This window comes from Leucobacter sp. HNU (genome assembly GCF_047946755.1).
In the GTDB taxonomy this organism is placed as follows: domain Bacteria; phylum Actinomycetota; class Actinomycetes; order Actinomycetales; family Microbacteriaceae; genus Leucobacter.
In genome coordinates, this window is record NZ_CP178837.1 from 1,235,372 (window position 1) to 1,255,159 (window position 19,788).

The window sequence follows — 19,788 nt, forward strand, 5'->3', positions numbered from 1 at the left end:
GGGAGTCCGAGGCTCACGCGGTCGCGCCCGTCGGGTCGTCGTCGCCGGAGCTCGGAGCGGCGGGCGGACGGGTGGATCGTCGCTCCGCGGGCGCATCGATCACGATCAGCGTCTCGGCGGGATCCTCGCCCGCCGCGTCGTCCGTCTCGGCCGGGGGCTCGGCGCTCTCGAGCTGCAGCGGGCTCGGCGCGTCGGGGCGTTCACCGTCGGTGTTCGATACGGCGTTGGCGATGAGCACCGCGAAGTAGGGGAGGATGATCGCGCCCGCAGCGGAGAGCAGCACCCACCAGCCGCGGACGAAGAAGAGGGAGGCGACGCAGGCGATCCTGATCGTCATCATGATGAAGTACGCGCGCATGCGGTGCGCACGATCCTCGGCCGGGGCCGCCCCCACCGATGTCACGCGATACTGCTCGGCCATGCTCACCTGTCCTTCCACTCAAGCCTACGCGCTCCGAGCGCGTGCAAACTGACCGTCAACCGCGATCCCTTAGGCTGGGAACCCACTCCCACGGAAGGATCCTCGATGACCACTCCTCGCACTGTGCTCGTGACCGGCGGAAACCGCGGTATCGGCTTCGCCATCGCGGAGCGCATGATCGCAGACGGACATCGCGTTGCGGTGACCTCCCGTTCGGGCGAGGGCGGACCCGAAGGAGCGCTCACCGTGCGCGCCGACGTGAGCGATGCCGCGTCGATCGACGCCGCGTTCTCCGAGATCGAGGCCGAGCTGGGCGCGGTCGAGGTCGTCGTCGCGAACGCCGGGATCACCAAGGACACGCTGCTGCTCCGCATGACGGAGGAGGAGTTCACGAGCGTCATCGATACCAACCTGACGGGCACCTTCCGCGTGGTGAAGCGCGCGGCGAAGGGACTGCTCAAGGGGCGATTCGGCCGGGTGATCCTCATCTCGAGCGTCGTCGGCCTCTACGGCTCGCCCGGGCAGATCAACTACTCCTCCTCGAAGGCGGCGCTCGTCGGCTTCGCCCGTTCGCTCACCCGCGAGCTCGGCGCGCGCAACATCACCGCGAACGTCATCGCCCCGGGCTTCATCGAGACCGACATGACCGCGGCGCTTCCCGAGGCGCAGCAGGAGCAGTACCGCTCGTCGATCCCCGCCGGCCGCTTCGGGCAGGTCTCGGAGATCGCCGGTGCCGCGTCGTTCCTCGCGGGCGACGACGCGGCCTACATCTCCGGCGCGATCATCCCCGTCGACGGGGGCATGGGCATGGGCCACTGACCTCATCCTGACGGCTGGCCGGGAAGGAGCGCAGGGCCCTGGCCCGGTGGGCCGGCCGGGGTCTAGATTGGCCCCATGAGCGCAGAGACGAGTCCCCGTTCCCTCGACCGAGTCGCCGCCGATGCGGCGCAACTGAGGCAGGCCTATCGAGCCCCCGAGATCCTGCGGGTGGTGAACGTCTGGGACGCGGTCAGCGCGCGCGTCGTCGCCGAGCTCCCCGGCACCGCAGCGATCGCGACGGCCGGACACGCCATCGCGGCGAGCCACGGCTACGGGGACGGGGAGCAGATCCCGCTCGACCTCATGCTCGCCGCCATCGAGCGGATCGTGCGCGCCGTCGATCTGCCGGTCACCGCCGACCTCGACGGCGGATTCGCCGACGCGGGGGAGACCGTGCGGCGCGCGATCGGCGTCGGCGCCTCCGGCGCGAACATCGAGGACCGTCTGCGTCCGTTCGACGAATCGGTCGCGCTGATGCGGGCGGCGGTCGAGGCGGGGGAGCGGGAGGGCGTGCCCTTCGCGCTCAATGCCCGTACCGACGCGCTCGTGCGTGCCGGGGATCGGCCGCGAGCCGAGAGCATCGCCGACGCGATCGAACGCGGCCGCGCCTACCTGGACGCGGGAGCCACCGCCGTCTTCGTTCCGGCGATCCTGAATGCGGAGGAGACCGAGCAGCTGGTCGCCGGTCTGGGCGAGCAACGGGTCAGCGTCATCGGTCTCCCCGGTGCGCTGCGCGCGGCCGAGTACGAGGCGCTCGGCGTCGCCCGCATCTCCTACGGGCCAATGCCGCAGAACGTCGCGCTGGGCGCCCTGAAGGCACTCGGAACGGATCTCTTGGCCGACGGCGTGCTGCCGGCGGGCGTGGAGCAGCTCAACAACTTCTGAGCAGCCGCAGCCGGCCCCGGTTCGCCGGCGATCCGAGCGCGCGAACGGCCGGCCCGGCGGCCGCGCGCGTGCTCGGATCCTCCGGGTTCAGGAGAGACGGTCGAACAGCGGGATCGCCAGCGCGAGATCGTCCTCGATGCTCACATCGGCGCGTTCGCGCACCACGGGCTTGGCGTTGAACCCGACCGAGACGGCCGCGACGGCCATCATCTCGAGGTCGTTGGCGCCGTCGCCGATGGCGATGGTCGCCGAGAGCGGGATCCCCGCGTCCGCGGCCCACTCCCGCAGTGCGGCGGCCTTCGCCGAGGCATCGACGATCGGCCCGGCGACGCGGCCGGTGAGTGCGCCGTCGACGACCTCGAGCCGGTTGGCGCGCCAGCGATCGAGGCGCAGGTCGGCGGCGAGGGGATCGAGCACCTCGTGGAAGCCGCCGGAGACCACGCCGACGATGCCTCCGCGCGCGTGCACCTCGGCCACGAGTTCGTGGATGCCGCGGCTCGGGCGTACCCGTGCGTACGCGTCGGCGAACACCGACTCGGGAGTGCCCGCCAGCGTGGCCACCCGTTCGCGCAGACTCTCGGCGAAGTCGAGCTCGCCGCGCATGGCGCGCTCCGTCACCTCCGCGACGAGGTCGCGGGTGCCCGCGACCTCCGCGAGCAGCTCGATCACCTCGTCCTGGATGGTGGTGGAGTCGCAGTCGAGCACGACGAGCGGGCGAACACGAGAATCGGCGGTCATGCGCACCAGTCTGGCACGCGAGCGGGGCTAGGCTTGACCGCATGGTGAATGTGCTCCGACTCTCCGATGTGTCCTACGTGCGCGACCGCCGGCCGATCCTCGACGGGATCGACTGGGCCGTGGAGAGCGATCAGCGCTGGGTGGTGCTGGGACCGAACGGCGCGGGCAAGACCACGCTGCTGAAGCTCGCGACCGCGAACGACTACCCGACGCGAGGCAGCGTCGAGGTCCTGGACGAGACGCTCGGCCGCGTCGACATCTTCGAGCTGCGCAACCGGCTCGGCTTCGCCTCCTCCGCGACCGCGCGGCGGATCCCGAACGACGAGACGGTGCGCAATCTGGTGCTGACCGCCGCCTACTCGGTGGAGGGGCGCTGGAACGAGGAGTACGACGACTACGACCTGCGTCGCACCGACCGCGTGCTCGCCGAGTGGGATCTGCTCGCTCTCGCCGACCATGCCTTCGGCACACTGAGCGACGGCGAGCGCAAGCGCGCCATGATCGCGCGGTCGGTGATGACGGACCCCGAGCTGCTGCTGCTCGACGAGCCGAGCGCGAGCCTCGACCTCGGTGCGCGCGAGCGCCTGCTGCAGATGCTGTCGGGCTTCGCCCAGTCGCCCAGCTCGCCGGCGATGATCATGGTGACGCACCACGTCGAGGAGATCCCGCCGGGGTTCACGCACCTGCTGATGCTCCGCGACGGACGCGTGCAGGCGGCCGGCCCCCTCGCGGAGACGCTGACCGAGCAGAACCTCGAGGCGACCTTCGGCCTGCCATTCGAGCTCTCGGTGCGCGACGGGCGCTACGCCGCAATCGCTCGACCGTAGGCCCCGCACGCGGGCCAGGCCCGGGGCCGGCGAAACGCGTCCCGGCGTCCCCGCGCACGCGGCCCCGATCGTGATAGAATCGATCCTCGGTGCGGGTAACCGCGCCGCTCCCAAGACCTCTGAGCGTGCTGTTACACGCTCGTTCCAGGCGCACATCTTAAGGACCACTCCATGAAGAACGACATCCACCCCGAGTACAACGCCATCGTGTTCCGCGACCTGGCTTCGGGCGAGACCTTCCTCACCCGTTCGACGCTGACCAGCGAGAAGACCATCGAGCTCGACGGCGCGACCTACCCGGTCATCGATGTCGAGATCTCGAGCGCCTCGCACCCGTTCTACACGGGCAAGCAGCGCATCATGGACTCGGCCGGCCGCGTCGAGAAGTTCAACCAGCGCTTCAAGGGCTTCGGCGCCTAAGCAGCTGCGGCCAGCCAGACTGGCTTCCCCGGAGGGGGCGGCGATCTTCGGATCGCCGCCCCTCCTGCGTTCTCGGGGTGCTCCGTTCGCAGGGCACGCTTGGCGGATGCGCCCGTCGAGAGCGGGGAGTGGCCCGTGGCTCGACGAGAGAACGGGCTTTCGACGAGATGCCCCCTTCGCGCGAGTTGATCAGGGGTGCCCTCGCCGGTTATCCGTTCTCTCGTCGGTTTCCGCGCTCCCGGCGGTTTCCGCGCTCCCGGCGGAACCGCTGAACGGAACCACTGAGGTGCACGGCTCAGCCGTTCGTGCGCAGCGGCCAACCGCCGTCGGCGATGAAGTGCGGGTCGCGGGCACGGCGCATGTAGTCCTGGAAGCTCGCGGCCTGAGCGGCAGCCCACCCGATCTGGGCCTGGTGGAGCTCGGGCAGTTCGCCCGGAAGCGATGCGGCGTACTTGCGCGCGATGGCCTGCAGCACCCGTCCGGTGGCGATGGCGTCCTCGCCCGCGTCGTGGGCCGCAGTGCCCAGTTCGACGCCGTAGTGCTCGGCGACCGCGACGAGCGTGCGCTTGCCCTTGCGGTAGCGGTCGAACTGCTTGTCGAGGATGAGCGGGTCGAGCACGGGGGAGAGGGGTCGAGCCAGGTCACGCCGTGGCGCGCCGCCTCGGCGCGCAGCAGCGAGAGGTCGAACGGTGCGTTGTACGCCACGATCGGGAATCCCCGCTCGATCATGGCGGCGAGCTGCTCGATGATCTGCGCGACGCCCACCGCCGGGTCGACGCCGCTCGCGCGGGCGACCGCGGTGCTGATGCCGTGCACCCGCACCGCGGGCTCGGGGATCTCGACGCCCGGGTCGATCAGCCAGTCGTAGCGCTCGGTCACCTCGCCGCCGGGGCCGACGAGCGCGATGGTCGAGGTCACGATACGCGCACTCGAGGTCTCCACACCGGTGGTCTCGGTGTCGAACACGGCGAGGTGCTCGGCCCAGAGGGGAGTCGTTCGGTCATTCGCTGATCCTTCCTTCGGCTCGATGCTATCGGCGACCGCCGACAATCGACGCGGGGGCCCATTCGGATCGGATGCCCAGACGTTCCCGGGCTTCTGCACACCCGCGGCTCCGGGTTCGCACAGGGCCGCACGGATACACTCGGACTGTGAACGACGCACCTCCCGATCTCATCGTGCCGACCCTCGGGATCGGCACGCGCACCTGGCAGTACGGCGACCCCGAGGGCGCCGCGCTGATCCTCGTGCACGGGTTCCGCGGCGACCACCACGGGCTGGAGGGGCTCGCTCTGCGAATCGCCGAGCTGCAGCCCGACCTGCGCGTCCTCGTGCCCGACCTGCCCGGTTTCGGTGAGACGCCCGCGATCCCGGATCGCGAGCACGACATCGCGCTCTACGGCGAGTGGCTGCGCGCCTTCGCCGCGGAGGCCGCGCCGGACGGGCACGCGATCCTGGGGCATTCCTTCGGCACGCTGGTCGTCTCGAACGCGGTCTCGACGGGTCTCGATCCGCGCCTCGCGATCCTGATCAACCCGATCTCGGCCCCGGCGCTCGAGGGCCCGCAAGCGCTGCTCACGCAGCTGGCGATCGCCTACTACCGCGCGGCCGACGTGCTTCCCGAACGCGCCGCGCGCGGACTGCTCGGGCATCCCGCCATCGTGCGCACCATGAGCATCGTCATGGCGAAGACCCCGGATCCCGCCGAGCGCGCGTGGATCCACGGGCAGCACGACCGCTACTTCAGCCGTTTCTCCGACACGACCACGCTGCTGCAGGCCTTCCGCGCCTCGGTGTCGCACACCGTCACGGCCTCGGCGCCCGACTACACCGTGCCGACGCTCATCATCGCCGGCGAGATCGACGACATCACCCCGATCGCGGAGCAGCTCTCCCTGCACCGCAAGATCACCGGGTCCGAGTTCAGGATCCTGCCCGGCGTGGGCCACCTCGTGCACTACGAGGCCGTCGACGACGCCTCGGAGATGATCACCGGGTTCCTGCGCGAACACGCGGGGGAGCGGATCGCGTGAGGATCCACCGCATCGATGACCTCTCCGCTCCCGAACTCGCCGACTACACGCAGCTGACCGACGTCGCGCTCCGTCGGGTCCGGGAGCCCGAGGAGGGGCTCTACCTGGCCGAATCGCCGAAGGTGATCGACCGGGCGCTCCGCGCCGGCCACCGCCCGCGCTCGGTACTGCTCCTGGAGGAGTGGATCCCGAAGCTCGAACCCGTGCTCGCCGAGCATCCGGAGGTTCCGGTCTACGTCGGCTCCTCCGAGCAGCTGGCCCAGCTGACCGGGTTCCACATGCACCGCGGCGCGCTCGCCTCGATGCACCGGCCCGCACCGCGCGACCCGGGGGAGCTGCTGCGCGCTTCCCGCCGCGTGGTCGTGCTCGAGGACCTCGCCGACCACACCAACGTCGGTGCGATCTTCCGCTCGGTCGCAGCGCTCGGCGCCGATGCGGTGCTGCTGACCCCGCGTGCGCGGATCCGCTCTATCGGCGCGCCGTTCGCGTGAGCATGGGCGCCGTCCTGCAGGTCCCGTGGGCGCGCCTGCCCGATTGGCGAGAGGCCGGCCCGCTGATCCGCGAATCCGGCTATGAGCTCGCCGCCTTCGCGCTCAGCGACGACGCGGTCGACCTCGCCGACTACGTCGGTGCGCTGCCGGATCGCCTCGCGCTCCTGTTCGGGACCGAGGGGGAGGGGCTGACCCGCAGGGCTCTCGCCTCGTCGACCCGCGTGGTCACCATTCCGATGGAGCACGGCGTCGACTCCCTGAACGTCTCCACGGCCGCGGCACTCGCGCTGTGGGCCGTGCGCACCGCCGATCGCGGGACGGGTGCGGGGAGCCCGCGCTGTGATCGCCGTCGCTCGCGTCAGCCGTGGCCGCGCGATCGCCATCGCGATCTGCGCAGCCGTGATCGGCGTACTGTCCTACGTGCTCGGCGTCGGCAGCACGACCGGGCAGCAGGCCGAGGCCAGCGTGCTGGACGCGGCGACCTTCACGATGGATCCGCCCGCGCCGCTCAATCTCGTCTCGGTCTCGTCCGTCGCGCTCGCGCTGGCGCTGATCGGCGGCCTGACCATCGCAGCCCACGGGTTCCGTCGCGCGTTCGTGATCGTCTTCACGGCGGGCTTCGCGATCCTCGCCTCGCAGCTGCTCAAGCAGCAGCTGTTGACCCGGCCGGGCCTGTTCGAGTTCGACGCGCCGAACACCTTCCCGAGCGGCCACATGACCGTCTTCACGGCCCTCCTCGCCGCGGTCGTCTGGGCCGTGCCCCCGCGGGTCCGCGCGGTGGTGGGCTTGGTCGGCGCCCTCGTGATCGGCGCTGCCGCCTGGCAGCTGCTCGCCTTCGGCTGGCACCGCCCGAGCGACGTGCTCGGCGCCCAGGCGCTCGTGCTCTTCATCTTCGCGATGCTGACCGTCTTCCATCCGCCTCGTCTCGGCGCACCGGCGGCGCTCGGCGCGACCGCGCGCGTGATCCTGACGGCGCTCGGCGTGATCGCCGTGCTCGTCGCGCTCGCGATCGCGGCGTTCGCAGCTCTTGACTCGGCGAGTTCGCTGCTGCTCGTCGCGGGGGAGCTGGGCGTGCTCGGCACCGGACTGCTCACCACCCGCTGCCTGCTCGTCCTGGCCGGCTAGGACGCCACGGGACCGGCTCGCATCCGTCCTGGGCTGCTCGAGCCGGTTCGGGAACCCGGTTTGCAGGATCGACGAGAGCTGAGGAACGCGAGGCAGGCGCGAAGTGGATTATGTCAGCTCCGGCTGGTTCCGGGCCCCGGAAGGAGCTCGGGCGATGCGCACGGAGGCGCCTGAACCCACCGGACATCGATGCCGTGCCCAGCCGGAACGCGCGCGACGAAGCTGCACCGACGCAGTGAAGAACTCGAATGCCAGCGACCCACTGCAGGCTCGGCGTGGAGCGAGTCCGGCTCCGCACGGGTGAAATCTGCGGTTCGGGCGATGAATGCAGGGCGCCGGTGCGCACCAGGTCCATGTCTCGATAATCTATATTATGTCAGTTCAGGTGTGGCGCGGTATCCCCTGCGATGTGGGGTGCGCACTACGGAGCTCCGAGAGCCATCCGAACCCTCGCAGGCGATCGGTCGTCAAGACAACCGCGTGGCCGGCGAATCACTGGCGAACTCGGATGACCCGTTCATGCCGATCCGTGCGCTCAGCCGGGTCTGTGCACTCAGCCGGATCGAGTGCCGCATAATCATCCGGCTAAATGCCCAGATCCGGCTGTGTGCCAGGAACTGCGCGACCAGGAATCCAGCGTGCGTCCGACCCGAGCAGATCACCCGGCCTGATTCGCCGCCGCGTAGTCGGGCAGCTCCTGCAGGGTCCAGGTGTTGCCGTCGGGATCGTCGAACCAGACGAACCTGCCCCAGCCGAGGTCCTCGACGCCGCGGGTCGCGATGCCCTGCGCTTCGAGCATGGCCTTCGCCTCGTCGGCGCTCGGCACGACCACCTGGATGGTCTTCTGCTGCCCCGGCTCCAGCGGGATGTCGAGGCCGGTACCGAACGCGATCGAGCAGGCGGAACCGGGCGGCGTCATCTGCACGAAGCGGAGGCCCTCGGTAGGTGTGTGATCGTGGTCGGCGTTGAAACCGATTCCCACGTAGAACTCTTTCGCGCGATCCACGTCCGTGACGGGAACGAAGATCAGCTCGATTTTCCAGGTCATGCCGCACCTCCAGCGCGGGACCATCCCGCTCGCCGTCAGCGTACGCGCGGCCACCGACATTCGAAAGGGTGCGGTCGGCATACGGGAAGGAACCCGGGGAGCGAAGCTCCGAGGAGAACGGGAAACGGTGGGCCCGGCCGGGATCGAACCGACGACATCCACGGTGTAAACGTGGCGCTCTACCAGCTGAGCTACAGGCCCTCTCGCCCGCGGGCGGGCTCCCCCAAGCTTAGGGGAACCCGCTCGCGGAGACGAATCTCAGGGGATCAGGCGGCGAGCCCCTCGATGGCCTCGCGGTACGCGCCGAAGTCGCGGGCCTCGCCCGGCGAGGTCTCGAACGAGGCGAGCACCTTGCGCCCCTCCCCGATCACGATGGTGGCGCGGGTCGCGATGCCGGCCTCCTCGACGAACGCGCCGAACTGCTGCGCGACGGCGCCGTGCGGCCAGAAGTCCGAGAGGATGGAGAACTCGTACTGCTCCTGCTCGGCCCATGCCTTGAGGGCGTAGACGGAGTCGACGGAGATGCCGACGAGACGCACGCGCGAGTCGGCGAAGATCGAGAGGTTGTCGCGGAGCTCGCACAGCTCCCCCGTGCAGATGCCGGAGAACGCGAGCGGGAAGAAGACCAGGGCGACGGGCCCCTCCGCGACGAGCTCCGTCAGGTTCAGCTCCTCGCCGTGCTGATCCGACAGGGTGAAATCAGGCGCGATCGCACCGACCTCGAGCACCATTGCGAACTCCTCTCTCGGCGCGGACGCGCCACCGTGGTGTGAAACGTCTCAATGCTAGCGAGCGCGGCCGGGCGGGATGTCACCCGGCGACACGCTGCCGCACCGCCGGAAACCCCGCGAAGACGCCGCATTTTGTGCGGATCGGACACGGCCCCCACCGAAATACGCGGGAACCATCGGAGGAAGCCGCTAGTCTGGACGGTGGTCCGCGTATCCGCGGAACCCTCCTCGCCTCCCCCGCACCTGGGTGGAGCGCGACGCTTGGTGAAGGAGCAATATCTTGGCCGTGAACACTGAGGATCCGTACGCACCGGATCAGGACGATCTGGACCCCCAGGAGACCGCCGAGTGGCGCGAGTCCCTGGATGCGGTGGTCGAGGCGCGAGGCGCCGGCCGCGGTCGCGAGATCATGACGAGCCTGCTGGCCCGTTCGCGCCAGCTGCACCTCAACGTGCCCCAGGTCCCGACGACCGACTACGTCAACACGATCGCCTCCGAGGACGAGCCCGAGTTCCCCGGCGACGAGGAGCTCGAGCGCAAGTACCGCTCGTGGATCCGCTGGAACGCGGCCATGACCGTGCAGCGCGCGCAGAAGCCGGGCATCGGCGTCGGCGGGCACATCTCGACCTATGCGTCGGCGGCCTCGCTCTACGAAGTCGGCTTCAACCACTTCTTCCGCGGTCAGGATCACCCGGGCGGCGGCGATCAGATCTTCGTGCAGGGTCACGCCTCCCCCGGCATGTACGCCCGCGCGTTCCTCGAGGGACGCCTCACCGCCGATCAGCTCGACGGCTTCCGCCAGGAGCACTCGCACCGCGGCGGCGGTCTGCCCAGCTACCCGCACCCGCGCCTCATGCCGGACTTCTGGCAGTTCCCCACGGTCTCGATGGGCATCGGCCCGATCAACGCGATCTACCAGGCGCAGTTCAACAAGTACCTGACCAACCGCGGGATCAAGGACGCGTCCGACCAGCACGTCTGGGCGTTCCTCGGCGATGGCGAGATGGACGAGGTCGAGAGCCGCGGCCAGCTCCAGGTCGCGGCGAACGAGGGCCTCGACAACCTGACCTTCGTGATCAACTGCAACCTGCAGCGCCTCGACGGCCCGGTCCGCGGCAACGGCAAGATCATCCAGGAGCTCGAGAGCTACTTCCGCGGAGCGGGCTGGAACGTCATCAAGGTCGTCTGGGGCCGCGAGTGGGATTCGCTGCTCGAGAACGACACCGACGGCGCCCTGCTCAACCTGATGAACGTCACCCCCGACGGCGATTTCCAGACCTACAAGGCCGAGAACGGCGCGTACGTGCGCGAGCACTTCTTCGGCCGCGACGAGCGCGCCCTGCGCCTGGTGGACGGCTACACCGACGAGCAGGTCTGGGGCCTGCGTCGCGGCGGCCACGACTACCGCAAGGTCTATGCGGCGTTCAAGGCGGCGACCGAGCACAAGGGCCGCCCGACCGTCATCCTCGCGAAGACCATCAAGGGCTACGGCCTCGGTCCGCACTTCGAGGGCCGCAACGCGACCCACCAGATGAAGAAGATGACGCTGGAGGACCTGAAGCTCTTCCGCGACACCATGCACATCCCGATCTCCGATCGCGAGCTCGAGGCCGATGTCTACAACGCGCCCTACTACCACCCCGGCGAGCAGGACGAGGCGATCCAGTACATCCACGAGCGCCGTCGTTCGCTCGGAGGGTACCTCCCGGAGCGCCGTACGACGCACACCGCGGTCACCCTGCCGGAGGACAAGAGCTACGCGATCGCCGCGAAGGGCACCGGCCAGCAGGAGGCCGCGACCACCATGGTGTTCGTCCGCATGCTCAAGGACCTCATGCGCGACAAGGGGTTCGGATCGCGCCTCGTGCCGATCATCCCCGACGAGGCCCGCACCTTCGGCATGGACTCCTACTTCCCCACGTCGAAGATCTACAACCCGAACGGGCAGAACTACGTCTCGGTGGACCGCGAGCTGCTGCTCGCCTACAAGGAGAGCCCGCAGGGCGTCCTGATCCACGTCGGCATCAACGAGGCCGGCGCCACCGCGGCCTACACCGCCGTCGGAACGTCGTACTCGACGCACGGCGAGCCGATGATCCCGATCTACATCTTCTACTCGATGTTCGGGTTCCAGCGCACCGGCGACGCGATCTGGGCCGCGGGCGATCAGATGGCGCGCGGCTTCATGATCGGCGCGACCGCCGGTCGCACCACGCTGACCGGTGAGGGCCTCCAGCACGCCGACGGACACTCGCTCGTGCTCGCCTCGACCAACCCGGCCGTCGTGTCCTACGACCCGGCCTACGGCTACGAGATCGGCCACATCGTGCGCTCCGGCATCGAGCGCATGTACGGCGGTACGCACCCGGACCCGAACGTGACCTACTACCTCACCGTCTACAACGAGCCGTTCAAGCACCCGGCCGAGCCCGAGAACGTGGACGTCGACGGCATCATCCGCGGCATCCACCGTGTCAGCGAGGCGACCGAGGGCGGTATCCCCGCGCAGATCCTCGCCTCCGGCGTGGCCGTGCCGTGGGCCATCGAGGCGCAGGAACTGCTCGCGAAGGACTGGGGTGTCGCCGCCGACGTGTGGAGCGTCACCAGCTGGGGCGAACTGCGTCGCGACGGCATCGACGCGGACCGTCACAACTTCCTGCACCCTGAGGAGGCGCGGCGCGTCTCGTACCTGGAGCAGAAGCTGCAGGGAGCCGAGGGACCCGTCGTCGCGGTCAGCGACTGGGCCACCGAGGTCCCCGACCTCATCCGCCAGTTCGTCCCGGGCGACTACTCCGTGCTGGGAGCCGACGGCTTCGGCTTCTCCGACACCCGCGCCGCCGCGCGCCGCTACTTCGCCATCGACCGCGAGGCGGTCGTGGTCAAGGTGCTGCAGCGCCTCGCCGCGCAGGGCAAGATCGACGCTTCGGTCCCGCTCCGCGCTGCCGAGCAGTACCGTCTGCTCGACGTCAACGCGGGCACGACGGGCGGCGCCGGCGGCGAGGCGTAAGCGGCCGCATCCCGATGGATCGATCGAAGGAACAGGAGCTCGCCTGGCTGCGCACCATCGCGGGCGAGCTCGCCACCCAGACGATCACGCGACTCGAGGAGACGCTGCCCTGGTACGGCGATATGCCGCCGTCCAGGCGCAGCGCCGTCGGGCTCGTGGCGCAGACCGGCATCAGCTCGTTCATCCAGTGGTACGAGGACCCCTCCTCCACGCCCTGGATCGCGTCCGACGTGTTCGGCTCGGCCCCGCGCGAGCTGCTGCGCTCGATCAGCCTGCAGGAGACCCTGCAGCTGATCCGCGTGGTCGTCTCGGTGGTCGAGGAGCGCGTGGCGAGCCGCAGCGAGGCGCTGCGGGAGTCGATCCTGCACTACTCGCGAGACGTCGCCTTCGCGGCGGCCGACGTGTACGCGCGGGCCGCCGAGGCCCGTGGGCTCTGGGACGCCCGCCTCGAGGCGCTCGTCGTCGACTCGATCCTCACCGGTGAGAGCGACGACGAACTGCCGAGCAGGATCGCGGCGCTCGGCTGGCACGGCGACGGCGAAGCGGCGGTGCTCGTCGGCACGTCCGACCGCGTCGTCGACGTCGACCAGATCCGCCGGACGGCCCGTCACGCCGGAGCGGATGTGCTCATCGGCCTGCAGGGCACCCGCCTCGTGCTCGTCCTCGGCCGGATGAACCCCGAGAGCAAAGAGGGGCGCCCCGCCCCCGCTCCCCTGCCGTTCATCGACATCGCCGCACGGCTCGCCGACGGCTTCTCCGACGGACCGATCGTGCTCGGTCCGCCCGTCGAGAACCTGGTCGAGGCGTCCCGCAGCGCGCGCGCGGCGCTCGCCGGCGTCGCGGTCGCGCGCTCGTGGCGCGGTGCGAGCCGTCCGGTGTCCGCTGACGACCTGCTCCCCGAGCGCGCGCTGGCCGGCGACGGCCTCGCCCGCCGCACGCTCATCGAGCAGATCTACGAACCGCTCGTGGCGCAGTCCGGCGAACTGCTCGAGACGCTCTGGTGCTACCTCGACAACGGCCGTTCGCTCGAGGCGACCGCCCGCGAGCTCTTCGTGCACCCCAACACCGTGCGCTACCGGCTCAAGAAGGTGACCGAGCTGATCGGCTGGAACGCGACTGGGGCGCGCGAAGCGCTGATCCTGCAGTCGGCGCTCATCGTCGGTTCGATCGCCCAGCACGGCGGAAGGCGCGCCGGGCGCCCCAAAAAATAGCGGACCTCCACAACGGAACCGCGAAACACTGGTTGAATACATGCACTCCCTGCATGTCCGATCTGAGAAACTAGGACCCGTGATCATCATCGCCTGCCCCGGACAGGGCTCCCAGACCCCCGGCTTCCTCTCCGAATGGCTCGAGGCACCCGGCGCCCGCGAGTTCCTCGCTGCCGCCTCCGAGCGCAGCGGAGTCGACCTGATCGCGCACGGCACCGAGAGCGACGCCGACACGATCCGCGACACCTCGATCGCGCAGCCGCTCATCGTCGCCGCCTCCGTGCTCGCCTGGCGTGCGCTCGAGGCGCGGACCTCGCTCGACGGGATCGGCGTCGCCGGTCACTCGGTCGGCGAGTTCGCCGCCGCCGCTGCAGCGGGCGTGCTCGACGCCGGCGATGCGCTCGCGCTCGTCGGCACCCGCGGTCGCGCGATGGCCGCTGCGGCCACCCGAGCCGAGACCGGCATGGCCGCCGTGGTCGGCGGCGTCGAAGCGGACGTCCTGGCTGCGATCGAGGCCCAGGGCCTCACCCCTGCGAACCGCAACGGCGGTGGCCAGATCGTCGCCGCGGGCACCCGCGAGGCCCTCGCGGCCCTGGGAGAGAACGCTCCCCGCGGCGCCCGCGTGATCCCGTTGCAGGTCGCCGGCGCGTTCCATACCGAGTTCATGGCCGAGGCGGTGCCCGCGCTGGCCGAGGCGGCCGCGGCGGTCACCCCGAACGATCCCGTCCGCCCCCTCTGGACCAACGCCGACGGCAGCCGAGTCGAGAGCGGTGCCCGGTACGTCGAGCTGCTCGTCTCGCAGGTCGCGAACCCGGTGCGGTGGGACGCCTGCATGACCTCGTTCCAGGATGCCGGCATCACCGGCCTCATCGAGCTCACCCCGGCCGGAGCGCTCACCGGTATCGCGAAGCGCGCGCTCAAGGGCGTGCCGACCGTGGCCGTGAAGACCCCCGCCGACCTCGACGACGCGATCGCGCTGATCGCCGACGCCGCCTGATCCGGAAGGACCCACCGATGGCACAGCTCGTCCAGCCCACCGGACCCGCTCACACCCGTATCCTCTCGGTCGGCGCCGCCCGCGGCGACCTCGACGTGCCGAACGACGACATCGTCGGCCCGATCGATTCCTCCGACGAGTGGATCCGCCAGCGTACCGGCATCGTGCAGCGCCGCCGCGCCAGCGCCGAGATCGGCGCGGTCGACCTGGCCGTGCAGGCCGGTGAAGAGGCGATCCTGCGCTCGGGCCTCGACCGCTCCGACATCGACGGCGTGATCATCTCGACCATCTCGAACGTCGCGGTGACCCCTCGATGGCGTCGCTCGCCGCGCACCGCCTGGGCCTCACTCCCGCGGCCGCGTTCGACATCTCGGCCGCGTGCGCCGGCTACACCTACGGCGTGGGCCAGGGCGACGCCCTCGTGCGCGCCGGCATCTGCAAGAACGTCCTCGTGATCGGCGCCGAGAAGCTCTCGGACATCATCGATCCGACCGACCGATCGATCTCGTTCCTGCTGGCCGACGGGGCCGGCGCCGTGGTCATCGGCGCGAGCGACCACCCCGGCATCGGGCCCACCAACTGGGGTTCCGACGGCGAGAAGTGGGACACGATCCGCGTCACCTCCACGTTCGAGGAGTACCGCTCGAACCCGACCGAGGTGCCCTGGCCGACCCTGCGCCAGGACGGCCAGACCGTGTTCCGCTGGGCCGTCTGGGAGATGGCCAAGGTCGCACGCCAGACCCTCGAGGCCTCCGGCATCGAGCCCGGCGATCTCGCGGCCTTCATCCCGCACCAGGCCAACATGCGCATCGTCGACGAGTTCGCGAAGCAGCTGAAGCTGCCCGAGTCCGTTGCGATCGCCCGCGACATCGAGATGCAGGGCAACACGTCCGCGGCCTCGATCCCACTCGCCATGCACGCCCTGCTCGAGGAGCGTCCGGAGCTGTCGGGCGGTCTCGCCCTGCAGATCGGCTTCGGCGCCGGCCTCGTGTACGGCGCGCAGGTCGTCGAGCTGCCCTAGTCTCGACCCACACGCTTTTCCGACCGTCCATACCCACCGATACAAGGAGAATCCGCACATGGCATTCAGCAACGAAGAGGTCCTCGCAGGTCTCGCCGAGCTCATCAACGACGAGACCGGGATCGCGGCCGACGTCGTCGCACTCGACAAGTCGTTCACCGACGATCTCGACATCGACTCGATCTCGATGATGACCATCGTGGTCAACGCCGAGGAGAAGTTCGACGTCAAGATCCCCGACGAGGAAGTCAAGAACCTGAAGACCGTCGGCGACGCCGTCGACTTCATCGTCAAGGCTCAGGCCTGAGACGGCGGTCTCCGCGCTGCGGGGACCGCAACGGAGCCGCCGCGGGCGGGCACCCCTTCGGGTGCCCTCCCGCGAGGCCTTCCCCACAGATTTCACCCGCCGGGCGGATCAGCCCGGCCACCCACCGATTGGACTCGCGGAGCACCCAACATGAGTAAGAAGATCGTCGTCACCGGCATCGGCGCCTCCTCACCCCTCGGCGGCACGGCCTCCGAGAGCTGGGAAGCGCTCCTCGCCGGCGAGTCCGGCATTCGCACGCTCGAGCAGGAATGGGTCGCGAAGTACGAGCTGCCCGTCACCTTCGCGGGCCAGGCCCGCGTCTCCCCCGCCGAGGTGCTCGAGCGCCCGGTCGCCAAGCGGCTCGACCCGTCGAGCCAGTTCGCGCTCGTCGCGGCGAAGGAGGCCTTCGCCGACGCCGGCAGCCCCGAGATCCCCTCCGAGCGCCTCGGCGTCGACTGGGCGACCGGTATCGGCGGCGTCTGGTCGCTGCTCGACGCCTGGGACACGCTGCGCGAGAAGGGTCCCCGGCGGGTCATGCCCCTCACCGTGCCCATGCTCATGCCGAACGCGCCGTCCGCCGCGGTCTCGATGCACTTCGAGGCCCGCGCCTATGCGCGCACGGTCGCCTCGGCCTGCGCATCGAGCACCGAGTCGATCGTGAACGCGTACGAGCACCTCCAGGCGGGCCTCGCCGACGTCGTGATCGCCGGTGGCTCCGAAGCCGCGATCCACCCGGTGACCATCGCCTCGTTCGCCTCGATGCAGGCGCTCTCGAAGCGCAATGACGATCCGGCCAGCGCGTCGCGCCCCTACAACGTCGATCGCGACGGCTTCGTCATGGGCGAGGGCGCAGCGGCGCTCGTGCTCGAGACCGAGGAGCACGCGCTCGCTCGCGGCGCCAAGATCTACGCCGAGATCGCGGGCGGCGGAGTGACCGCCGATTCGTACCACATCACCGCCAACGACCCCGAGGGCAGGGGCGCGATCCGCGCGATGCGCATGGCGCTCGAGCAGGCCGGCGCCACGCCCGACGACGTGACGCACATCAATGCGCACGCGACCTCCACGCCGGTCGGCGACATCAACGAGTACCGTGCGCTGCAGGCCGTCTTCGGCGAGCGAGCGGACACCATTCCGGTGTCCGGCACCAAGGCGGCAACCGGGCACCTGCTCGGCGGCACCGGCGCGCTCGAGGCGCTGTTCTCGGTATTCGCGGTCCAGAACCGCATCGCTCCCCCGACCATCAACCTGGTCGACCAGGACCCCGAGATCCCGGTCAACGTTTCGGTGCAGCCGCAGCCGCTCGGCGACGGCCCGCAGCTCGCTATCTCGAACTCCTTCGGGTTCGGCGGGCACAACGCCGTCGTGGCGATCCGCTCGTACGACGCCTAGTCGAGACGGCGAAGCCGCAGCGCCAGTACGCCGCAGAGGCCCGGATCCCGCTGGGATCCGGGCCTCTCTCGTTGGCGTGCCGACCGACCTCGGTGTTCCGATGGCTCCGTCGGCACAGTTTGTCGGGCGGCGGTTCCGACGCGCTCCGCGCCCCGGCCGCCGCCCAGCCCTATCCGACCCGGTGCAACGGCACCACGATCGCATCGCCCGGTTCCGCACTGCGGAAGGGCTCGAGTTCTTCATCCCAGGACTGCCCCAGCGCAAGCCGCAGTTCGCGCGCGAGCAGTTCGGAATCCCCTGCGGCGCCGACGATGGCGGCTTGGATCGCGTGCTCCGTGAGCACACCGTTACCGGCGCGATCGGTCTGCATGTGGAAGATTCCGAGCGATGGCGTGTGCATCCACCGTCCTCCGTCCCCGACGCGACTCGCGTTCTCGGTGATCTCGAAGCGCAGCTGCTGCCAGCCGAAGAGCGAGGACGCGACCGCGGACGCGGTTCCCGCAGGCCCGCGCCAGTTCGCCGTGGCGCGCACGAATCCGGGCATGAGCGGCTGCGGCGTCCACTCGAGTCTGACCGTACGCCCGATCTCGCGGGCGAGCGCCCACTCGACGTGCGGAGCGAGCGCCTTCGGGCAGGAGTGCACGAAAAGCACCCCCGTGGCGGTTGCCGACGTGGTTTCAGACGACATCGCGATCTCCTCCTCCGACTCGAAACGTCTTCCCCAACGTCGATTCGGTGCGGATCGGATCCGTCACTGGTGATCCTGCCATACGATTTCGGGTCGCGCAACGACCTCTCAGCCGTTGCGCGGCTTCGGCGCGGGACGGCGGCGGCTCAACCGGCGGCGCAGAACTCGTTGCCCTCGGGATCCCGCATGACCCACCAGTGACCGGCAGGGCCCTGGTCGACCTCGGTGACGCGTACGGCGCCGAGCGCCTCCAGCCTGGCGAGCAGGACGTCGAGTCCCGGCTCCCCCGCGTGCACGTCGAGATGCAGGCGATTCTTGCCCTGCTTCTCCTCGGGGACCCTCTGGAAGAGGATCCTGCGGCCCTGGCCGGTGCCGCTGAAGGGATCGAACGGGTCCTCCGGGTGCCGGATGGCGGCGAGGGCCGCGAAGCGCCGGGACCCTCCGTGCTCGACCGCGGCCGCCTCCGGCAGGTGCCCCGCCTCGAGGAGGTGCGCGACGAGCGCTCCCGGGTCCTCGACCGCGTACTCGAGCGCTCCGGCCCAGAAATCGGCCAGCGCGTGCGGATCCCGGCAATCGACGACGAGCTTCCAGTGCAGTGCCATGGACCTGTTCTATCCTGCGCGGGCGCGCCTCGGCAAGCATCGACGTGCGGTGCGCCGGTCCGCGGACGGATCGCCGGCTTCCCGAGGGCCCCTCGCCCGTGACGCCGCATAACGCCGTGGCGCGCGTTTCCGCCCGAGCGGAGTACCGTTGAAGGTATGAAACCGTTCCTGCTGATCAGCACCCGAGGCGAAGACGAGCTCGCCGCGCAGGAGCACGCCTCGTACTGCCACCTGACCGGGCTGCTGCCCGAGGATCTGGAGTGGCGTCGGGTGGAGCGCGAACCCCTCGGGCCGATCGATCTCGACCACTACTCGGGCATCATCCTCGCGGGCAGTCCGTTCACGGTGAGCGAGCCCGTCGAGTCCAAGTCGGCGACCGAGCTGCGCGTCGAGCGCGAGCTCTCCGCGCTCCTCGACGAGGTGATCCGCCGCGACGTGCCGTTCCTCGGCATCTGCTACGGCGTCGGCACCATCGGCGCGCACCAGGGCGCGATCGTGGATCGCGCCTACGGCGAGCCGGTCGAGGCGGTACGCGTCTCGCTGACCGAGGCAGGGCTCGCGGATCCGCTCATGCGGGAACTCCCGAACGAGTTCGACGCGTTCGTCGGGCACAAGGAGGGCATCAGCCGTCTCCCCGGCCACATCGCGGTTCTGGCCAGCTCCCCCGGGTGTCCGGTGCAGGCCTTCCGCGTCGGGCGAAATGTCTACGCAACTCAGTTCCACCCCGAACTCGACGGCGCGACCTTCGCATCCCGCATCCGCATCTACGCGGACCACGGCTATTTCGACCCGGTCGAGCTCGACGCGGTCGTCGAGCGGGTCGAGAACGCCGACGTCCGCGCCTCGCAGCTCGTGCTCGGCCGCTTCGTCGAGGAGTACGCCCGCGCACTCCCCGACGACGTCGGGTCCCCGGGCGGCGCCGACACCGCCGGTCCCGTCGATCCCGCCGAAGCGACGATCGTGGATTTCCCCGCGCCCGGCATCGGCGCGGCAGACGCACCGCGACTCGTCCCGAATCGCTGATC

The 19,788-nt window shown here is 70.1% G+C and carries 19 protein-coding genes, 1 tRNA gene and 3 pseudogenes; 14 read left to right on the plus strand and 9 right to left on the minus strand.

Annotated elements, in window-relative coordinates; genetic code table 11:
* Positions 1–13: 13 nt before the first annotated feature.
* The gene (locus tag AB3K78_RS06035) at positions 14–421 is read right to left on the minus strand and encodes a DUF3099 domain-containing protein (RefSeq protein ID WP_416446861.1); all 408 of its coding nucleotides are present in this window, start codon (positions 419–421) and stop codon (positions 14–16) included.
* Positions 422–526: 105 nt separating this feature from the next.
* On the opposite strand from AB3K78_RS06035, the gene fabG reads away from it, so the two are divergent.
* Positions 527–1,240 (plus strand): 3-oxoacyl-ACP reductase FabG, encoded by a 714-nt coding sequence (gene fabG, locus AB3K78_RS06040; protein WP_416446862.1) that lies wholly within the window; start codon positions 527–529, stop codon positions 1,238–1,240.
* A gap of 75 nt (positions 1,241–1,315) precedes the next feature.
* Positions 1,316–2,125, plus strand: coding sequence for an isocitrate lyase/PEP mutase family protein (locus tag AB3K78_RS06045; RefSeq protein ID WP_416446863.1), 810 nt, complete (start codon positions 1,316–1,318; stop codon positions 2,123–2,125).
* An 87-nt stretch (positions 2,126–2,212) separates the two neighbouring features.
* Here the strand turns inward: AB3K78_RS06045 and serB are convergent, their stop codons facing one another.
* Positions 2,213–2,863 carry a phosphoserine phosphatase SerB gene (gene serB, locus AB3K78_RS06050; RefSeq protein ID WP_416446864.1) on the minus strand — a complete coding sequence of 217 codons (651 nt, stop codon included), beginning with the start codon at positions 2,861–2,863 and terminating at the stop codon, positions 2,213–2,215.
* Positions 2,864–2,904: 41 nt separating this feature from the next.
* On the opposite strand from serB, the gene AB3K78_RS06055 reads away from it, so the two are divergent.
* Both AB3K78_RS06055 and AB3K78_RS06060 read left to right on the plus strand, forming a co-directional pair.
* Complete coding sequence (locus tag AB3K78_RS06055) at positions 2,905–3,690, plus strand: ABC transporter ATP-binding protein (protein ID WP_416446865.1); 786 nt, start codon at positions 2,905–2,907, stop codon at positions 3,688–3,690.
* Positions 3,691–3,861: 171 nt separating this feature from the next.
* The gene (locus AB3K78_RS06060) at positions 3,862–4,110 is read left to right on the plus strand and encodes a type B 50S ribosomal protein L31 (protein ID WP_046456662.1); all 249 of its coding nucleotides are present in this window, start codon (positions 3,862–3,864) and stop codon (positions 4,108–4,110) included.
* Between the two features lie 295 nt (positions 4,111–4,405).
* On the opposite strand, the gene AB3K78_RS06065 is transcribed toward AB3K78_RS06060, so the two are convergent.
* Positions 4,406–4,729 (minus strand): hypothetical protein, encoded by a 324-nt coding sequence (locus AB3K78_RS06065; RefSeq protein ID WP_416447398.1) that lies wholly within the window; start codon positions 4,727–4,729, stop codon positions 4,406–4,408.
* A gap of 83 nt (positions 4,730–4,812) precedes the next feature.
* A pseudogene (locus AB3K78_RS06070) lies at positions 4,813–5,274 on the minus strand (hypothetical protein); the annotation flags it as partial.
* On the opposite strand from AB3K78_RS06070, the gene AB3K78_RS06075 reads away from it, so the two are divergent.
* From AB3K78_RS06075 to AB3K78_RS06085, 3 genes and pseudogenes are all read left to right on the plus strand, one after another.
* Positions 5,262–6,143, plus strand: a complete 882-nt coding sequence (locus AB3K78_RS06075) for an alpha/beta fold hydrolase (protein WP_416446866.1) — start codon at positions 5,262–5,264, stop codon at positions 6,141–6,143. The pseudogene AB3K78_RS06070 and the gene AB3K78_RS06075 overlap by 13 nt on opposite strands.
* Positions 6,140–6,942, plus strand: a pseudogene (locus tag AB3K78_RS06080) (TrmH family RNA methyltransferase); the annotation flags it as partial. The gene AB3K78_RS06075 and the pseudogene AB3K78_RS06080, both read left to right, overlap by 4 nt.
* Positions 6,943–6,973: 31 nt before the next feature.
* A complete protein-coding gene (locus AB3K78_RS06085) occupies positions 6,974–7,759 on the plus strand; it encodes a phosphatase PAP2 family protein (RefSeq protein ID WP_416446867.1) in 786 nt (261 codons plus the stop codon).
* 658 nt (positions 7,760–8,417) lie between these two features.
* Here AB3K78_RS06085 and AB3K78_RS06090 read toward each other — a convergent pair.
* The 3 genes from AB3K78_RS06090 to AB3K78_RS06100 all read right to left on the minus strand — a co-directional run bounded on the left by AB3K78_RS06090 (position 8,418) and on the right by AB3K78_RS06100 (position 9,538).
* The gene (locus tag AB3K78_RS06090; protein WP_416446868.1) at positions 8,418–8,807 is read right to left on the minus strand and encodes a VOC family protein; all 390 of its coding nucleotides are present in this window, start codon (positions 8,805–8,807) and stop codon (positions 8,418–8,420) included.
* A gap of 128 nt (positions 8,808–8,935) precedes the next feature.
* Positions 8,936–9,008: transfer RNA gene (locus AB3K78_RS06095), tRNA-Val, on the minus strand.
* Between the two features lie 65 nt (positions 9,009–9,073).
* A complete protein-coding gene (locus AB3K78_RS06100; RefSeq protein ID WP_416446869.1) occupies positions 9,074–9,538 on the minus strand; it encodes a peroxiredoxin in 465 nt (154 codons plus the stop codon).
* Between the two features lie 280 nt (positions 9,539–9,818).
* On the opposite strand from AB3K78_RS06100, the gene aceE reads away from it, so the two are divergent.
* The 6 genes and pseudogenes from aceE (at position 9,819) to AB3K78_RS06130 (ending at position 17,473) form a co-directional block, all read left to right on the plus strand.
* On the plus strand, positions 9,819–12,545 hold the full coding sequence (aceE, locus tag AB3K78_RS06105; RefSeq protein WP_416446870.1) for a pyruvate dehydrogenase (acetyl-transferring), homodimeric type: 2,727 nt from the start codon (positions 9,819–9,821) through the stop codon (positions 12,543–12,545).
* A gap of 14 nt (positions 12,546–12,559) precedes the next feature.
* Positions 12,560–13,756 carry a PucR family transcriptional regulator gene (locus AB3K78_RS06110; RefSeq protein WP_416446871.1) on the plus strand — a complete coding sequence of 399 codons (1,197 nt, stop codon included), beginning with the start codon at positions 12,560–12,562 and terminating at the stop codon, positions 13,754–13,756.
* Positions 13,757–13,835: 79 nt separating this feature from the next.
* Positions 13,836–14,753, plus strand: a complete 918-nt coding sequence (locus AB3K78_RS06115; protein ID WP_416446872.1) for an ACP S-malonyltransferase — start codon at positions 13,836–13,838, stop codon at positions 14,751–14,753.
* 17 nt (positions 14,754–14,770) lie between these two features.
* Positions 14,771–15,774, plus strand: a pseudogene (locus AB3K78_RS06120) (beta-ketoacyl-ACP synthase III).
* Positions 15,775–15,832: 58 nt separating this feature from the next.
* Positions 15,833–16,081 carry an acyl carrier protein gene (locus AB3K78_RS06125; RefSeq protein WP_017794148.1) on the plus strand — a complete coding sequence of 83 codons (249 nt, stop codon included), beginning with the start codon at positions 15,833–15,835 and terminating at the stop codon, positions 16,079–16,081.
* Positions 16,082–16,231: 150 nt separating this feature from the next.
* A complete protein-coding gene (locus tag AB3K78_RS06130; RefSeq protein ID WP_416446873.1) occupies positions 16,232–17,473 on the plus strand; it encodes a beta-ketoacyl-[acyl-carrier-protein] synthase family protein in 1,242 nt (413 codons plus the stop codon).
* 169 nt (positions 17,474–17,642) lie between these two features.
* Here the strand turns inward: AB3K78_RS06130 and AB3K78_RS06135 are convergent, their stop codons facing one another.
* On the minus strand, positions 17,643–18,161 hold the full coding sequence (locus AB3K78_RS06135) for a DUF3145 family protein (RefSeq protein ID WP_416446874.1): 519 nt from the start codon (positions 18,159–18,161) through the stop codon (positions 17,643–17,645).
* Between the two features lie 146 nt (positions 18,162–18,307).
* Positions 18,308–18,763, minus strand: a complete 456-nt coding sequence (locus AB3K78_RS06140; RefSeq protein WP_416446875.1) for a VOC family protein — start codon at positions 18,761–18,763, stop codon at positions 18,308–18,310.
* Between the two features lie 156 nt (positions 18,764–18,919).
* Here AB3K78_RS06140 and AB3K78_RS06145 point away from each other — a divergent pair, with 156 nt between their 5' ends.
* Positions 18,920–19,786, plus strand: coding sequence for a glutamine amidotransferase (locus AB3K78_RS06145; protein ID WP_416446876.1), 867 nt, complete (start codon positions 18,920–18,922; stop codon positions 19,784–19,786).
* Positions 19,787–19,788 lie beyond the last annotated feature (2 nt).

What these genes read in the sequence shown, in the direction of transcription:
- AB3K78_RS06110 (WP_416446871.1), top strand. Translation starts at nt 12,560, where the DNA reads ATGGATCGATCGAAGGAACAGGAGCTCGCCTGGCTGCGCACCATCGCG.
- AB3K78_RS06135 (WP_416446874.1), bottom strand. Translation starts at nt 18,161, where the DNA reads ATGTCGTCTGAAACCACGTCGGCAACCGCCACGGGGGTGCTTTTCGTG.
- serB (WP_416446864.1), bottom strand. Translation starts at nt 2,863, where the DNA reads ATGACCGCCGATTCTCGTGTTCGCCCGCTCGTCGTGCTCGACTGCGAC.
- AB3K78_RS06100 (WP_416446869.1), bottom strand. Translation starts at nt 9,538, where the DNA reads ATGGTGCTCGAGGTCGGTGCGATCGCGCCTGATTTCACCCTGTCGGAT.
- AB3K78_RS06055 (WP_416446865.1), top strand. Translation starts at nt 2,905, where the DNA reads ATGGTGAATGTGCTCCGACTCTCCGATGTGTCCTACGTGCGCGACCGC.
- AB3K78_RS06130 (WP_416446873.1), top strand. Translation starts at nt 16,232, where the DNA reads ATGAGTAAGAAGATCGTCGTCACCGGCATCGGCGCCTCCTCACCCCTC.
- AB3K78_RS06090 (WP_416446868.1), bottom strand. Translation starts at nt 8,807, where the DNA reads ATGACCTGGAAAATCGAGCTGATCTTCGTTCCCGTCACGGACGTGGAT.
- AB3K78_RS06035 (WP_416446861.1), bottom strand. Translation starts at nt 421, where the DNA reads ATGGCCGAGCAGTATCGCGTGACATCGGTGGGGGCGGCCCCGGCCGAG.
- AB3K78_RS06125 (WP_017794148.1), top strand. Translation starts at nt 15,833, where the DNA reads ATGGCATTCAGCAACGAAGAGGTCCTCGCAGGTCTCGCCGAGCTCATC.
- AB3K78_RS06045 (WP_416446863.1), top strand. Translation starts at nt 1,316, where the DNA reads ATGAGCGCAGAGACGAGTCCCCGTTCCCTCGACCGAGTCGCCGCCGAT.
- fabG (WP_416446862.1), top strand. Translation starts at nt 527, where the DNA reads ATGACCACTCCTCGCACTGTGCTCGTGACCGGCGGAAACCGCGGTATC.
- AB3K78_RS06145 (WP_416446876.1), top strand. Translation starts at nt 18,920, where the DNA reads ATGAAACCGTTCCTGCTGATCAGCACCCGAGGCGAAGACGAGCTCGCC.
- AB3K78_RS06140 (WP_416446875.1), bottom strand. Translation starts at nt 18,763, where the DNA reads ATGGCACTGCACTGGAAGCTCGTCGTCGATTGCCGGGATCCGCACGCG.
- AB3K78_RS06060 (WP_046456662.1), top strand. Translation starts at nt 3,862, where the DNA reads ATGAAGAACGACATCCACCCCGAGTACAACGCCATCGTGTTCCGCGAC.